Annotated in this window: 13 protein-coding genes; 10 read left to right on the forward strand and 3 right to left on the reverse strand. The window is 72.7% G+C overall.

The window, feature by feature from the left end; translation table 11 throughout:
* The first annotated feature begins 58 nt into the window (after positions 1-58).
* The 3 genes from ACH4SI_RS30255 (at position 59) to ACH4SI_RS30265 (ending at position 2,815) form a co-directional block, all read left to right on the forward strand.
* Complete coding sequence (locus ACH4SI_RS30255) at positions 59-940, forward strand: HAD family hydrolase (RefSeq protein WP_398301184.1); 882 nt, start codon at positions 59-61, stop codon at positions 938-940.
* Between the two features lie 76 nt (positions 941-1,016).
* Positions 1,017-2,168 (forward strand): pyridoxal-phosphate dependent enzyme, encoded by a 1,152-nt coding sequence (locus tag ACH4SI_RS30260; protein ID WP_398301187.1) that lies wholly within the window; start codon positions 1,017-1,019, stop codon positions 2,166-2,168.
* Positions 2,165-2,815: a transcriptional regulator gene (locus ACH4SI_RS30265; RefSeq protein ID WP_398301189.1), complete on the forward strand. Its 651-nt coding sequence runs from the start codon at positions 2,165-2,167 to the stop codon at positions 2,813-2,815. The genes ACH4SI_RS30260 and ACH4SI_RS30265 overlap by 4 nt, the downstream gene beginning before the upstream one ends.
* A 1-nt stretch (position 2,816) precedes the next feature.
* Here ACH4SI_RS30265 and ACH4SI_RS30270 read toward each other — a convergent pair whose 3' ends face one another.
* From ACH4SI_RS30270 to ACH4SI_RS30280, 3 genes are all read right to left on the reverse strand, one after another.
* The gene (locus ACH4SI_RS30270; RefSeq protein ID WP_398301192.1) at positions 2,817-4,394 is read right to left on the reverse strand and encodes an ABC transporter substrate-binding protein; all 1,578 of its coding nucleotides are present in this window, start codon (positions 4,392-4,394) and stop codon (positions 2,817-2,819) included.
* On the reverse strand, positions 4,391-6,553 hold the full coding sequence (locus ACH4SI_RS30275; RefSeq protein ID WP_398301195.1) for a hypothetical protein: 2,163 nt from the start codon (positions 6,551-6,553) through the stop codon (positions 4,391-4,393). Before ACH4SI_RS30275 ends, ACH4SI_RS30270 begins: the two co-directional genes overlap by 4 nt.
* 77 nt (positions 6,554-6,630) lie before the next feature.
* A complete protein-coding gene (locus ACH4SI_RS30280; RefSeq protein ID WP_398301197.1) occupies positions 6,631-7,308 on the reverse strand; it encodes a response regulator in 678 nt (225 codons plus the stop codon).
* A 150-nt stretch (positions 7,309-7,458) separates the two neighbouring features.
* Between ACH4SI_RS30280 and ACH4SI_RS30285 the strand changes: the two genes are divergently transcribed.
* The 7 genes from ACH4SI_RS30285 (at position 7,459) to ACH4SI_RS30315 (ending at position 13,961) form a co-directional block, all read left to right on the forward strand.
* Positions 7,459-8,472, forward strand: coding sequence for a Bug family tripartite tricarboxylate transporter substrate binding protein (locus ACH4SI_RS30285; RefSeq protein WP_398301200.1), 1,014 nt, complete (start codon positions 7,459-7,461; stop codon positions 8,470-8,472).
* Positions 8,469-8,990: a tripartite tricarboxylate transporter TctB family protein gene (locus tag ACH4SI_RS30290; protein ID WP_398301202.1), complete on the forward strand. Its 522-nt coding sequence runs from the start codon at positions 8,469-8,471 to the stop codon at positions 8,988-8,990. The genes ACH4SI_RS30285 and ACH4SI_RS30290 overlap by 4 nt, the downstream gene beginning before the upstream one ends.
* Positions 8,991-8,994: 4 nt before the next feature.
* Positions 8,995-10,488: a tripartite tricarboxylate transporter permease gene (locus tag ACH4SI_RS30295; RefSeq protein ID WP_398301204.1), complete on the forward strand. Its 1,494-nt coding sequence runs from the start codon at positions 8,995-8,997 to the stop codon at positions 10,486-10,488.
* A 67-nt stretch (positions 10,489-10,555) separates the two neighbouring features.
* The gene (locus ACH4SI_RS30300; RefSeq protein WP_398301207.1) at positions 10,556-11,104 is read left to right on the forward strand and encodes a GNAT family N-acetyltransferase; all 549 of its coding nucleotides are present in this window, start codon (positions 10,556-10,558) and stop codon (positions 11,102-11,104) included.
* Positions 11,105-11,192: 88 nt separating this feature from the next.
* Positions 11,193-11,822 carry a maleylpyruvate isomerase family mycothiol-dependent enzyme gene (locus tag ACH4SI_RS30305; protein ID WP_398301209.1) on the forward strand — a complete coding sequence of 210 codons (630 nt, stop codon included), beginning with the start codon at positions 11,193-11,195 and terminating at the stop codon, positions 11,820-11,822.
* A gap of 268 nt (positions 11,823-12,090) precedes the next feature.
* Positions 12,091-12,831, forward strand: coding sequence for a hypothetical protein (locus ACH4SI_RS30310; RefSeq protein WP_398301212.1), 741 nt, complete (start codon positions 12,091-12,093; stop codon positions 12,829-12,831).
* The gene (locus tag ACH4SI_RS30315; RefSeq protein ID WP_398301214.1) at positions 12,828-13,961 is read left to right on the forward strand and encodes a hypothetical protein; all 1,134 of its coding nucleotides are present in this window, start codon (positions 12,828-12,830) and stop codon (positions 13,959-13,961) included. Before ACH4SI_RS30310 ends, ACH4SI_RS30315 begins: the two co-directional genes overlap by 4 nt.
* Positions 13,962-13,963 lie beyond the last annotated feature (2 nt).

The following is a 13,963-nucleotide window of genomic DNA, read 5'->3' on the forward strand; positions in this document are numbered from 1 at the left end:
ATCGGCGCCTGCCTGCACGGTTTGATCGTCTCCGGCCGACCCGCCATTCTGATGCACCGTGTACCTCACCGACGCCACATCCGCCCCTCCCGCCCCTGCCGTACTGCCGCGCCCCCGGGCCGCGGGCCCGCGCTTCCGGCTGGTGGCCACCGACCTCGACGGCACCCTGCTGCGCGGTGATCTGACGGTCTCGCCGCGCACCCGTGCGGCGCTGGCCGCCGTGGGCCGCGCCGGGGCACGGCATCTGGTCGTCACCGGGCGCCCGGCCGCGTCCTGCCGGGAGTTCCTGGTGGCGATGGACTACCGGGGGCTCGCGGTGTGCGGACAGGGCGCGCAGCTGTACGACGCGACCGCGGACCGGCTGCTGGTCTCGGCCGCGCTCGACCGCGACCTGGCCCGGTCGGTGGTGAAGCGCACCGAGGAGGCGCTGGGCGCGGGCCCGCTGGAGCTGGCCGTGGTGACCGCCGCACCGGAGAACCGCTTCGTGGTCACGGCCGGGTTCGCCGAGCGGCGGCGGCCGGGGTGGGACGCGGTGGTGGCCCGGGAGGCGCTGTGGGCACAGCCGATCGAGAAGGTGCTGATGCGCCACCGGGAGGTGGCGGACGACCGGGTCGCGGCGGCCGCGGCACGGGTGGGCGCGGGCGAGGTGTCGGTGACGCACTCGGAGAAGGGCATGATCGAGGTGCTGCCCGCGGGCATCACCAAGGCGGTGGGCCTCGAGCTGGCCGCGGAGCGGATGGGGTTCGCCCCCGCGGACACGATCGCCTTCGGCGACATGCCCAACGACATACCGCTGCTGGGCTGGGCCGGATACGGGGTCGCGATGGGCAACGCGCACCCGGATCTGATCGCGCTGGCCGACGAGGTGGCGCCGCGCAACGACGAGGACGGGGTGGCGGTGGTGCTGGAACGGATGTTCGCGCACGTCGCGCCCGCTTGAGCGGGCCTTGTTCCCGGGTTGTCTCCCGCTTGAGCCGCCCCCAGGAGCCTTGACGGTTGTTACACAACTAAACAGAATGTCCAAGGTGCGAGCCGAACCACATTACGCAGACGAGCGCTCCGGCGCCTCGTATCCGATCGACGAGCCGCGCTGGTGCGGCGACGACGGCGCACCGCTCACCGTCTCCGCGCTGCCCGGCATCACTCCCGCGCAGGTGGACACCGGGGCCCGGTCGCTGTGGCGCTACCGAGCGGCCCTCCCGGTGCGCGTCGACGCCCCGGTGTCCCTGGGTGAAGGATGCACACCGCTGGTCGAGAAGGACTGGGGCGAGGGTCGGGTCCACTTCAAGCTGGAGTGGTTCAGCCCCACCGGCAGCTTCAAGGACCGCGGCACCAGCGTGATGATCTCCCTGCTGGCCCAGCGCGGCGTCCGCGAGGTCATCGAGGACAGCTCCGGCAACGGCGGCGCCTCCGTCGCCGCGTACTGCGCCGCCGCCGGGATCCGGGCCCGGATCCTCGTCCCGGAGTCGACGTCCCCCGCCAAGGTCCTGCAGAGCCGGGCGTACGGCGCCGAGATCCAGCTCGTGCCCGGCGACCGGGACGCCACCGCCGCCGAGGCGCTGCGCCAGTCGGCCACCACGTACTACGCGAGCCACAACTGGCACCCCTTCTTCCTCCAGGGCACCAAGACCCTCGCGTACGAGCTGTGGGAGGACCTGGGCTTCACCGCCCCCGACGCCGTGGTGACGGTGGCCGGCGCCGGATCCACCGTGCTCGGCTGCGACCTCGGCTTCGGTGAGCTGCTGGCCGCCGGCCAGATCGCCCGCCGGCCACGGCTGCTGGTCGCGCAGCCCGCCAACTGCGCCCCCATCCACGCCGCGTTCCACGGCGAGACGGCCGCCCCCGCCTTCTCCCCCACCATCGCCGAGGGCACGGCCATCCGCGAACCCGTCCGGCTGCCGGAGGTGGTGAGCGCGGTCCGCCGCTCGGACGGCGACATGGCCGCCATCCCCGAGGACGCCATCGTCGCCGCGGTCCGCAGGCTGGCCGCGACGGGGCTGTACGCCGAGCCGACCAGCGCGACCGCCGCCGCGGCGATCGACGTCTTCCGGGCCCGTGGCGCGATCCGCCCCGGGGAGACGACCGTCGTCGTGCTGACCGGCTCGGGGCTGAAGGCGCCGACGGTGATGGGCGCCCTGTTCGCCCCCGAGGGTGGTGAGCCGCGATGACCGAACAGCAGGGGTGCGGCAGCGCCGAGGACGACGTGCTGCTGCGCGAGGCCGAGAAGATCGTCACCGCCCTCGGCCGGATGTTCCCCGGGCTGTGCGAGGTGGTGCTGCACGATCTGCGCCGCCCCGACCGGGCCATCCGCGCCATCGAGTCCAATCTCTCCGGCCGGTCGGTCGGCGACCCGGCCACCGAACTCGGCCTCGCCCGCATCGAGGACCCCGAGTTCCCCGGCATCGTCCAGAACTACTCCAATCGCTTCCCGGACGGCCGCCCGGCCAAGAGCACGTCCATCGGCATCAAGAACAGCGCGGGCACCTACATCGCCGCCATCTGCCTCAACCTTGACGTCTCCCTCTTCGCCAGCGTCACCCGCAGCCTCAGCAACCTGATCCGCACCGACGATCAGGAAGCGCCCCTCATGGAGACCCTGCGAGCCCGGACCGTCACCGAACTGCGCGCCGTCGTCGAGGAGTTCGCCGCCGCCCGGGGCCACACCCCGCGCGGGCTCGGCACCGCCGCCAAGAAGGAACTCGTCCGCTCCCTCCAGACCCGAGGCTTCCTCCAGGTCAAGCACTCGGTGCGGGTGGTCACCGAACTCCTCGGCGTCTCCCGCGCCACGGTCTACAACTATCTGCGCGCACCGTGAATCAGTCCGGTGCGGCCGTGCACTGTTCGGACGGCGGGTGGTCGTCAGGCCAGGCCAGCTTCTCGAACTCGATGTGCCGGTCCTTCCTGGGCGACAGCTTCACGATGGCCACCGCCTTGTCGTACGGCGTCCCATAGCCGTTGAGGCAGATCCAGCCGCTCGCCCCGCGCACCATCTGGTCCCCGTGCAGCCGTGGCCACGCCGCCGCGATGGAGTCCAGGCCGGGCACCTGCCCCTTGGTGGTGGTGCGGTTGCGGATGCCCGCGATGGCCGTCGTCGCGGAGTCGTAGGTGGTGATCGTCCGGCCGTCGGCGAGCCCGGTCGGGCCGATGTCGCCGGCCGCGGAGGACTTGGCCCCGTCGCCCACCAGCTTGCTCAAGCCCCGGAAGTCGGCGGCCGAACCGCCCGTCGCGGGCGGATTGCCGGTGGTCCAGGCGCTCTCGTGGGTGATGGTCGCGTACTCGACGGTCAGCCCGGCGCCGTAGGAGAAGGCGCCCCAGTCCATCGAGGGGTCGTACGCCAGCGTCGACGCGCCCGAGACCGTGACCACGCGGTAGTGCCGGTCCGCGCAGCCCCGCTTGCCCAGTGCCCTGATCAGCTGGGCGAGCGCGGGCGGGCGGCCGGAGAAGTAGACCGTGGTGGCGCGGGAGTCACAGAGGTTGTTGACCATCTGGACGAAGTCGTTCGGGATGGCCTTCGACGAGTCGTACTGCTCGGAGTACGGCGTCCCTTGCGTCTCCGCGCGGAAGGCGGCGCGCAGCGACCTCGCGTAGAGGTCGTCCGCGTGGGTGTCCTCCACCAGGAAGGTGTCCCGGGACCTCACCTTCAGATGGTGGGTGAGCGCCCGCGCCTGGTCGCGGTTGGACGGGACGACCTTCGCAAGTCCCGGGTATCTCCGGGGATGCTCACGGTCGTTGCCCAGGTCGTCCGCGGTGATCGGGCCGCCGACCACCGCGATGCCCTTCTCCCTGGTCAGATAGGCGATGGTCTGCGCGGTCCGGGTGACGCTGAGGTTGAACCCGAACACCGCGCGCAGCCGGTCCTTCCCGGAGTGCGCCATCTCCGCGAGCTGGTCGGACACCTCCTTCCAACGGGTCATCTCGCGGCCGGGGTTGGCGAGCACCAGACGGATCGGCGGTTCGTCGCCGCTCTCGTGGTTCGCCCGGTACTGCGCGAGATAGGCGCCCTGGACCTCCCGTACCACCTGGGCGCGCTCCGCCACGTCGTCCTCCGTGAACGTCATGGGGATCATCAGGGCGACGGTGGCGTACGCCTTGCCGCTCCGAGTGACCTTCGTGTTCTCGGCCTTGATGCGGTCCGACACCGGGCCCAGTGCGGCCATGAAGGCGTAGCCGCCGTCGGTGACGCCCGTGCACTCGTCATCGCCCGCGCGCTTGTCGACCCCGGCGCCGCACGAGTGGTCGGGCGTCAGCGTGACGATGCCCACCGCCACGAGACCGGCCGCGACCAGCCCGACCAGGGCCCAGTTCAGGACGCGGCGGATCGGCGGAAGGGCCGAGTGCCAGTTCCGGACACCTCTGAGGGGACGGGCCAGGGAATGGGTCACGGCACGGCTCATCGGCTACTTCCCTTGACTGGGAGATCAGGGGCCTGCACCCCGCTGACCAGGGCGGCGATCCAGCCGCCGTCGGCGACGGCGTCGACGTACGCGTTGTACGCCCGCTCGCGGCGCGGGCTGCCGCCGTAGTCGGAGCACAGCGCTTCCAGCGCGGTCCGCACATGCACCAGATCGGCGTCCCCGTGGCCCGACGGCACCGCCGACAGCGGCGCGGACAGCCGCCATACGGTGGCCAGCAGCAGGCGGATCGCGGCGTGGACGCGCTGAGCGGCATCGCCGGACTCACAGGACGCGCAGACGGGCACATCGTCGTCAAGCGGATCCTCGGGGGCGAACCCGGCCCACGCCCGGGGCGCGGCCGCGATCAGATTGAGATCGCCCAGCCACTCGGCGGGGGTGCGGTGCAGATAGCGGTGGTGCATCGCCCGCACCACCAGGGTGTCGATGCGGCCCTGGGCGAGCGCGTGGTGCAGATAGCGCGGATCGTGCCGGTCCGAGTCGCGGGCCCGCACATCGCCGTCGTTGTAGCGGGCGGCGGGCAGTGCGTGCAGACGGGTCCAGGACGCCTCGTCGGCCCCGGCTCTCAAGCAGTGCAGCAGAAGCGCGCGCAGCGCCCGGTCGGTGATCAGCGGCGCCGGCCCGGAGCGCGCCGACGGCCAGGGCCGATGGTCCCAGTACGGCCGCTCCAAGGTGGTGTCCCGCAGCCGTCTGACGCGCAGCTCGGGGCTGAGGCCGGGCAGCGCCGCCCGGTCGGCCCGGAGCAGCCGCGCCGCCGCCTCCGCGTCCAGCGCGGGCGCGAGCCGCAGCACCTCCTCCCGTACGCCCCCGTCGGGCAGCAGCCGCGCCAGCAACCGGGCGCCCACGGGTTCGGCCGAGCCGGGCGCCGGAAGGGACAGCAGCTGATCGAGGGCGAAGGGGCCCGGCTCGCGCAGCCGCGCCGTAGCGGCCCCGGCGAGCGCCAGGGCGTCGCCCGTACGCCCGCCGCTCAGCCGGGCGATGACGGTGGGCAGCGACGGCGGGTACGCGGCGTCGCCGAGCATCGAACGGATCTCCGCCTCACCGATCCTGGGGATGCCGAGCCGCAGCAGCCACGCGTGCGGCGGGCACCGCTCCGGCATCGTCCACGGGGGCGCGTCGGTGGTGAGGGACGTCGGCGCGGAGCCGTCCCCCAGCGAGGTGGCGAAGACGACGGGGAGCATGACGCGCCCGCGCCCCCGCCACTCGCGGGTCTCCCGCGCGTACCGCTCGACGAACGGGTGGAGGAAGCGCTCGCGCAGCGCCTCGTCCACGTCGTCCAGCAGGATCAGGGGCGGATGCTGGGTCCTGCGTGCCCAGGCGCCGTACGCGCCATTGATGTCCGCCAGCAGGGCGGCGATCAGATCGGCCTCCACCTCGGCCCGGTCCGCTCCCCCTCTGCGGAACTTCCGCACCAGCGCGAACAGCCGCTGCACGGCGTCGCCGTCGATGCGGTCCAGATGGGTGCGCCACCACGACGAGCCGTCCCGGCCGTCGTCGCCCCGCGCGAGCAGGGTGTCGGTTGCGGCGCTCAGCACCTCCTGAAGGCCCGGCACCCCGGGCAGCAGCCCCGCCACGACCCCGCCCAGCGCGTTCAGCCAGCGCCCGATGACCACCTTGCGCGCCTGCGGGTCGGGGTTCCGCTGCCCGAGGATCTCCCCCAACTCCTCCTCGGCCGCCACCAGGTCGGCGGGCGCCACGTCGTCCCCGTCCCGGCCGTCACGGTCCTGGGCCTCCGGCCGCCAGGCGCTGATCACCAGCAGCGCGGGCGAGAGCCGGGGGAAGGTCAGGACCCGCTTGTTGCCGTCACGTTCGTAGCCGAGCTGATGGGAGACGGTGAAGAGCAGATTGGTCACCGGGGACGCGTTCGCGGTGTCCAGCCGGGCGCGGTCGCCCTGATCGTCGGCCGAGTACGGGGCCTCCCCCAGATCCACCCGGGCCGTGGGCACCCAGGCGTGGTAGCCGTCGTACAAGGCGTCCAGCAGCGCCGTCTTGCCGGTGGCCCGCCCGCCGACGACCTCCACCACGGGCTCGCCCGCCGGAAACCGCCGATTCACCCACGGCCCGCCGCCCGGCGGCATCCCCAGCAGCGCCGGGGCCAGCGTGTCCATGACGCGGCTGAGGTTGTACAGGCCGCTCCCCATCGTGCCCCCCGTGGCTCGCCCTATCCACCCGCTATACCCGGGAACGCCCCGCCATACCCGGCCTCAGGTACGAACCATCAGGCGATCCAGCGGTAGCGGTGCTCGGGGCGGCCCGTGCCGCCGTAGCGCAGGGTGACCTCGGCCTGGCCCGTATCGGCGAAGTACTCCAGGTAGCGGCGCGCGCTCACCCGCGAAAAGGCCCCGGCCGCGGCGCATTCGGCGGCGGACAGCCCGTCGGCGTGGGCCCGCAGGGTCCGCTCGACGAGGTCGGCGGTGTGCGCGGCCAGCCCCTTGGGCAGCTCGCGGGAGGCGCGCGGGCGCCCGCTGAAGATCTGGTCCACGTCCTCCTGGCGCGCCTCGCCGAGGGTGTCGAGCCGGGCCCGCAGGGCCGCCGCGTGCCGCAGCTGGTGCTCGAGCGCGGCCCGGTCGAACGGCTTGATGAGGTAGTGCAGCGCCCCCGCGCGCAGTGCCTCCCGCACGACGTGCGCGTCCTTGGCTGCGGTCACGAACAGGGCGTCCACATGATGCCCGGTGCCCCGCCTCGCGCGCAGCTCCCGCAGCACGCTGATGCCGTCCATGTCCGGCAGATAGATGTCGAGGAGCACGAGGTCGGGGCGCAGCTCCTCGGCGGCGCGCAGCGCCTCGGCCCCGGTGTGCGCGACCCCGGCGACCGTGAAGCCCTCCGTGGCCGCCACATAGCGGCTGTGCAGCTTGGCGACCATGAAGTCGTCCTCGACGACCAGCACTGATGTCACCGGCCGGCCCCTTTCCCGCGAACAAGCCCGCGGCACACCCGCGAACTCAACGACCTCAACGTCTTTTAATACCGGAAGCGAGACAGCCCGGTAACCCATAGGCAACATGTGGCCCACCTCACACGCAAGTCCGAAAGGTGGTGTCACCAGGTGCGACAGCGACCGAGTCTGCCGCTGCCTTCCGCCCTCCGCACCCCGATCGCCGTGCTCTCGGCGGCCCTGCTCGTCCTCCTCGCGCCACCGCTGCTCAGCTCAGGGGACGGCTCCGCGGGCGGCACCCACATTCCGGGCCTGCGCTTCATGGTGCCCAACACCCCGGGCGGTGGCTACGACATCACCGCCCGTACGGCCGCCAAGAGCGCCGAGGACGCCGACCTCGCCAACAACATCGAGGTCTTCAACCTCCCCGGCGCCGGCGGCACGGTCGGGCTGAGCCAGCTCGTGGCCGAGCGCGGCAACGGCAAGCTGGCGATGTCGATGGGGCTGGGTGTCGTCGGCGCCGTCCAGACCAACCACGCGCCCTCCTCGCTCGCCGACACCACGCCCATCGCCCGGCTCACGGAGGAGCCGGACATCGTGGTCGTCGCCAAGAACTCCAAGTACAAGACCTTCAAGCAGCTCCTCGCGGACTGGCGCAAGAAGCCCCACGGGCTCCCGGTGGGCGGCGGCTCCTCGCCCGGCGGCCCGGACCACATGGCGCCCATGCTCATGGCCAGGGCCGCCGGGATCGCCCCGAAGACCGTCAACTACATCGCGTACGACGGGGGCGGCGAGCTGCTCGCCTCCGTCCTCGGCGGCAAGGTCGCCTTCGGCGTCTCGGGCATCGGCGAATACCTCGACCAGATCAAATCCGGCGACCTGCGGGTGCTCGCGGTCACCAGCGCCGAGCGGCCGAAGGGACTCGACGCGCCGACGCTCAAGGAGTCCGGGCTGGACGTGACCTTCACCAACTGGCGCGGCATCGTCGCCCCGCCCGGTCTGAGCGACAGCGAACGCGACAAGCTCAGGGGCCTGATCTCCAAGCTGCACGCCTCCCAGGAGTGGAAGGACGCCGTCAAGCGCAACCAGTGGACCGACGCCTACCTGCCGGGCGAGGACTTCGGGCGCTTCCTCGACGCGCAGGACAAGCGCGTGGACACCGTGCTGAAGGAGCTGGGACTGTGACCGACACCCCCAACGCGCCCACTGTCGCGGAACGCCTGCGCGGCCGCTCCGAACTCGGCGTCTGCGCGCTGCTGCTCGTCCTCGGCGTCCTCGTCCTCACCGACGCCCTCACCATGGACACGAGCTTCGCGCAGCGCGGCCCGGTCGGCCCGAAGACCGTGCCGATCGTGGTCGGCGCCGGGCTCCTCCTCGTCGCCGTCCTCCTCGCCGTGGACGTCCTGCGCGGCGGCCGCGGCGAGGCCGAGGGCGGCGAGGACATCGACCTGAGCGCGCCCGGCGACTGGCGCACCGTGCTCCTCCTCGGCGGGGTCTTCCTCGGCAACGCCGTCCTCATCCAGCCCCTCGGCTTCCCCATCTCCGGCGCGCTGCTCTTCTGGGGCTCCGCGTACGCGCTGGGCAGCCGCTCCTTCCACCGTGACCCGATCGTGGCGGCCGTCCTGTCCGTGGTCACGTTCTTCGTCTTCGACCGGCTGCTCTCGGTGCCGCTGCCCGGCGGCCCGCTCATGGGGGTGCTCTGACCCGATGGATTCCCTGAACCACCTCCTCGACGGCTTCGGCACCGCCCTCTCCCCCATCAACCTGCTGTGGGCGGCCGTCGGTGTGCTCCTCGGTACCGCGATCGGCGTGCTGCCCGGCATCGGCCCGGCGATGGCGGTCGCGCTGCTGCTGCCCGTCACGTACGGGCTGGACCCCACGGCCGCGTTCATCATGTTCGCGGGCATCTACTACGGCGGCATGTTCGGCGGCTCCACCACGTCGATCCTGCTCAACACCCCGGGCGAGACGGCGGCCGTGGTCGCCGCCATGGAAGGCCACCCCATGGCCAAGTCCGGGCGCGGCGCGCAGGCCCTCGCCGCCGCCGCCATCGGGCACTTCGCGGGCGGCATGATCGGCACGACCCTGCTCGTCTTCCTCGCCCCGACCGTCGCCGACCTCGCCGTCGACATCGGCGCCCCCGACTACTTCGCCATCATGGTCCTGGCGTTCGTCGCCGTGACCTCCGTCCTCGGCAGCTCGCGCATCCGCGGCTTCGCCTCCCTCCTCATCGGTCTCACCCTCGGCCTCGTCGGCCTGGACCGGCTGACCGGGCAGCAGCGGCTCACCTTCGGTTCGCTGCAACTCGCCGACGGCATCGACGTCGTGATCGTCGCCGTCGGGCTCTTCGCCATCGGCGAGGCGCTGTGGGTGGCCCTGCACCTGCGGACCCGCCCGGACAAGCCCATACCCGTCGGCCGCCCCTGGCTCGGCAAGGCCGAACTGCGCCGCACCTGGCGCCCCTGGCTCCGCGGGCCCGCGATCGGCTTCCCCTTCGGCGCCATCCCCGCGGGCGGCGCCGAGATCCCCACCTTCCTCTCCTACGTGACCGAGAAGCGGCTCTCCAAGCACCGCGACGAGTTCGGCAAGGGCGCCATCGAGGGCGTCGCGGGCCCCGAGTCGGCGGCCTCCGCGTCCGCCGCGGGCACGCTCGTCTCGATGCTCACGCTCGGCCTGCCCACCACGGCCGTCGCCGCGGTGATGCTCGCCGCGTTCCAGCAGTACGGCATCCAGCCAGGACCGCTGCTCTTCGAACGCGAACCGGACCTCGTCTGGGGGCTGATCGCCTCGCTCTTCATCGCCATGGGCCTGCTGATCGTCCTCAACCTGCCGCTGGCCCCGGTCTGGGCCAAGCTGCTCCGCATCCCCCGGGCCTACCTGTACGCGGGCATCCTCTTCTTCGCGGCCGTCGGCGCGTACGCGGTCGGCGGCGAGCCGCTGGACCTGGTCATCCTGCTCATCATCGGCCTGCTGGGCCTGCTCATGCGGCGCTACGGCCTCCCGGTACTGCCCGCCGTCATCGGCGTGATCCTCGGCCCCGGCGCGGAACTCCAGCTGCGCCGCGCGCTCCAGATCAGCGACGGCAGCCTCACGGGCCTGGTCAACACGCCCTTCGCGGTGACCGTGTACGTGGTGATCGCGCTGATCGTGGCCTGGCCGGGGATCCGCACACTGCTCCCGCGCGCGAGGACGGGGGCCTGACGGCCGCTGCCGGGTGGCGCGGTGACGGTCTTGCCGCTCGGAGCGGACCGAGGCAGCATCCCGAGCCATGGGACACCCTGCCGAAACGCTCCGCAGCGGCCAGGTCGAACTGCGCCGCTGGCGCATGAGCGACCTCGAACCCCTGCGCCGGGCGATCGAGGAATCGCTTGATCACCTCAAGCCGTGGATGCCCTGGGCCGCCGTCCAGGAGCGGCAGCGGACGGCCGCGTACCTGGAGCGCAGCGAGCGGGAGTGGGAGGCGGGCGAGTCCTACGGCTACGCCATCATCACGGAGGGCACGGTGATCGGCGCCTGCGGGCTCATGCGCCGGATCGGTCCCGGCGGGCTCGACATCGGGTACTGGCTCCATCCCGCGTGGACGGGCCGGGGCCTGGCCACGCTGGCGGTGGCAGCGCTGGTCCGGCAGGGGTTCGCGCTGCCGGGGATCGACCGGCTCGAGATCGTCCACGACGAGGCCAACCGGCCCAGCGCCGCCATCCCGCGCCGTCTGGGCTTCACCGAGGTCGCACGCCACCAGGTCCCCGGCGGCCCGACCGCCCCCGGCGAGGTGGGAGTGGATGTGATCTGGCGCTTGCACAAGCCGGTCACCGCGTGAGCGGAACGGACCCCATACCCATCGCTTCTCGCCACGAGAAGAACCAGCTCTTGGACTTATACCTCTGACCCTCGCCACTCTGGAACACGTGGAGACAACAGGGGACTTCAGAGACGCGATCGCGGCCGAACGGCGGGAGCTGGCCGACCTGTTGGACACCCTGACCCCCGCACAGTGGGACGCCCCCTCACTGTGCGCGGGGTGGCGGGCGCGGGAGGTCGCGGCGCACATGTCGCAGGGGTTCCGCTACCCGCTTCCCCAGACGCTGCTCGAACTCCTCAAGGCGCGCGGCAGCCTGCACCGCATGACCGACCGCCTGGCCCGCGCGGACGCGGCCACAGCGTCGACGGATCAACTCTCCGCGTACCTGCGCGACAACGCCCACCACCCCTGGAAGCCGCCGGTCGGCGGCATCACGGCGGCGCTGGGCCACGACGTCATCCACGGGCTGGACATCACGGTCGCGCTGGGCCTGGACCGCCGGGTCCCGGAGGACCGCGTACGGGCCCTGCTGGATGCCGTCAACGCCAGGACCCTGAAGTTCTTCGGCGCCGACCTCACCGGCGTCCAGCTCCGCGCCACCGACCTCGACTGGTCCTACGGCACGGGCGCCCCCGTGACCGCCGCCGCCCAGGACCTCCTCCTGCTCGCTTACGGCCGCAAGCTCCCGCCGGGCCACCTCCACGGCGACCCCGGCGCGCGCTTCGTCACCGCCTGACCCACGGGCGCCTCCGTCCCCTTCGGCGGCGTACTGCTGGGGCGCGTGGAAAGAGGACAGCGGGCCGGGCTTCCTGAGCGGCGAGGCAGCGGAGGAGGACAACGCCGACCGCACGTCCGAGGAGACCGCGCCGGCTCCGGAGCGGCAGCGCGGCCGGTGCACCGTCGCGCTCCACGTCGAGGACGTCAGCAGCAGCGGCGAGAAGAACGTCGACGAGACCGAGATCAGGGTCAGTTACGGTCCCGCGCCCAAGGATGCCGCGCGGCGCATGAAGTGGGCCGCCGGATATCTCAGCGGCCGTGCGATGCCACTGCCGGACGGGCTGCCGGGCGTCGCCGACGGCAAACACGCGCTGTTGGTGCTGCCCGAGCGGTGCGACACGGGTGACGGCCGGCCGACCGCCGTCACACTGGACGCGAAGGCGGAAACGACCTGGAGCGATGGCACGCTGCCGACCGACCCGGGGCTCGGCGGCACCCGCTCCGTGGCCGAGTTGCTCGTAGCGGCCGCCAACCGGGGCATGGAGGCGGCGGGGTGCGCCGGGTCGAAGCCGCTGCGGGTCGTCTCGCCGGTGCTCACCCTGCCCAAGGACGCGGAGTCCTACCGCTCCCCCATGTGCCGGATCAGGGGACTGGACCTGGGCAAGGCGGCGGAGTACCTGGAATACCAGGTCGGCGCGGTCACCCGGGACCTCCAGCTCTGTTCGGTGCGGACACGGCCCGGCGGGGACCAGTACTTCGATGCCCTGATGGTCGCCCAACCGCGGCTCTCCGCGCTCTTCGACGGCGCCACGGGCGGCAAAGCGCCCGCGCGTGGCTGGCGCGGCACGGGGGTGTTCGCCGACGACTACAAGGTCGTACGGGCCGACTGCGCGGGGCGCCCCGCCACCTTTCTGATGCTGGCCCCGTCCCTGCGGCGCCAGACCGCACCGCACTTCGTCAGCTTCACCAACGCCGTGACGCAACGCCTCGGTTGCGCACCCGTCGCACCCGGGGGGTCCGGCCGATGACCGACGCCGAGGACACAGAGAGCACAGAGGACGGCCGGTGGTGGCACTGGCGGACCCTGACCCGCGGGCGGCTGCGGCTCGCCGTGACCACGGGGGTGGCCGGAGCCGTCGCCGGGGCGCTGCTCGGCGGCGCGGGGGTGGCCTGGCAGGCGGCGGCGGGTCCGTTCGCGGACGACCGGGCCTGCTGGGGCGCGCTCGGCCGGGACGATGTGGCGGCGCTGTTCGACGGCAAGACGGACATCGAGACGTCCGAGGTACCCCTCACCGTCGGCCGCGCGGGCAGCGAGAGCCCGTCGGGCATCTGCCGTCTCACCTCGCCGCGTGGCTGGCGGATCACCGTCCAGGCGCACCGGCTGGACCCCCGGTTCGGCGGCGCGGGCGACCGATGGGCCGATGAGTACTTGTCCTCCCGGCTCACCCCGCTGGGCGGCGGGCTGCTGGGCATGGCCTCGGACACCCGGGCCTGGCTGGCGGTGCCCGAGGGCTGTGCCGGCCGACAGAGCGATATCGACGGCCCGGTCGTGATCGACATGGATGCCGGCTGGACCATCTACGACGGCGAGATCAATACCGCGGCCCGCGATCAGCTGGCCCGCGCCGTCGTGAAGCTCGTCAACGGCTACATGGCCGACCAGGGATGTTCCGGCGCCCTCGCCGACCCGGTGGACCGGTTGCCGAAGCCGGCGCGGTTCCTGGACGAGAAGCCGGGCGCCCTGTGCGGCATCGAGGGACTGCGCGTCCCGGGCGAGCGCTATGCGCTGGCCCGCCCCATGGTGACCCGGGGCGCGGGCCCGGTGCGCACCTGCGACCGCGATGTGGTCTTCGGCCACCCCGAGCTGCGGCTGATGACGGTCGAGGATCCACGGCTGGCCGCGCTCTACCAAGGTCTGTCCCTGAAGGGCGCCGCCCACCGGATCAAGGCCCGTGATCATGACGGAACCGGGTTCGTCCGCGACGACATGGGCCTGTTCCAGGCCGAGTGCCAGACCGGTCAGGTCACCTTCCTGGTCCGGGCGGACGACGGCAGCCGCCCCAAGGACATCCGTACGCTCCTCCCTCGCTACGTGGCCGCGGAAGCCGACCGCATCGGCTGCGGTCCGCTCCGTATCACCGTGCCCGGGGACGCCTGACG

The organism is Streptomyces sp. NPDC021212, from assembly GCF_044332925.1.
In the GTDB taxonomy this organism is placed as follows: Bacteria; Actinomycetota; Actinomycetes; order Streptomycetales; family Streptomycetaceae; genus Streptomyces.

What these genes read in the sequence shown, in the direction of transcription:
- ACH4SI_RS30260 (WP_398301187.1), top strand. Translation starts at nt 1,017, where the DNA reads ATGTCCAAGGTGCGAGCCGAACCACATTACGCAGACGAGCGCTCCGGC.
- ACH4SI_RS30265 (WP_398301189.1), top strand. Translation starts at nt 2,165, where the DNA reads ATGACCGAACAGCAGGGGTGCGGCAGCGCCGAGGACGACGTGCTGCTG.
- ACH4SI_RS30270 (WP_398301192.1), bottom strand. Translation starts at nt 4,394, where the DNA reads ATGAGCCGTGCCGTGACCCATTCCCTGGCCCGTCCCCTCAGAGGTGTC.
- ACH4SI_RS30275 (WP_398301195.1), bottom strand. Translation starts at nt 6,553, where the DNA reads ATGGGGAGCGGCCTGTACAACCTCAGCCGCGTCATGGACACGCTGGCC.
- ACH4SI_RS30295 (WP_398301204.1), top strand. Translation starts at nt 8,995, where the DNA reads ATGGATTCCCTGAACCACCTCCTCGACGGCTTCGGCACCGCCCTCTCC.
- ACH4SI_RS30300 (WP_398301207.1), top strand. Translation starts at nt 10,556, where the DNA reads ATGGGACACCCTGCCGAAACGCTCCGCAGCGGCCAGGTCGAACTGCGC.
- ACH4SI_RS30310 (WP_398301212.1), top strand. Translation starts at nt 12,091, where the DNA reads ATGAAGTGGGCCGCCGGATATCTCAGCGGCCGTGCGATGCCACTGCCG.
- ACH4SI_RS30315 (WP_398301214.1), top strand. Translation starts at nt 12,828, where the DNA reads ATGACCGACGCCGAGGACACAGAGAGCACAGAGGACGGCCGGTGGTGG.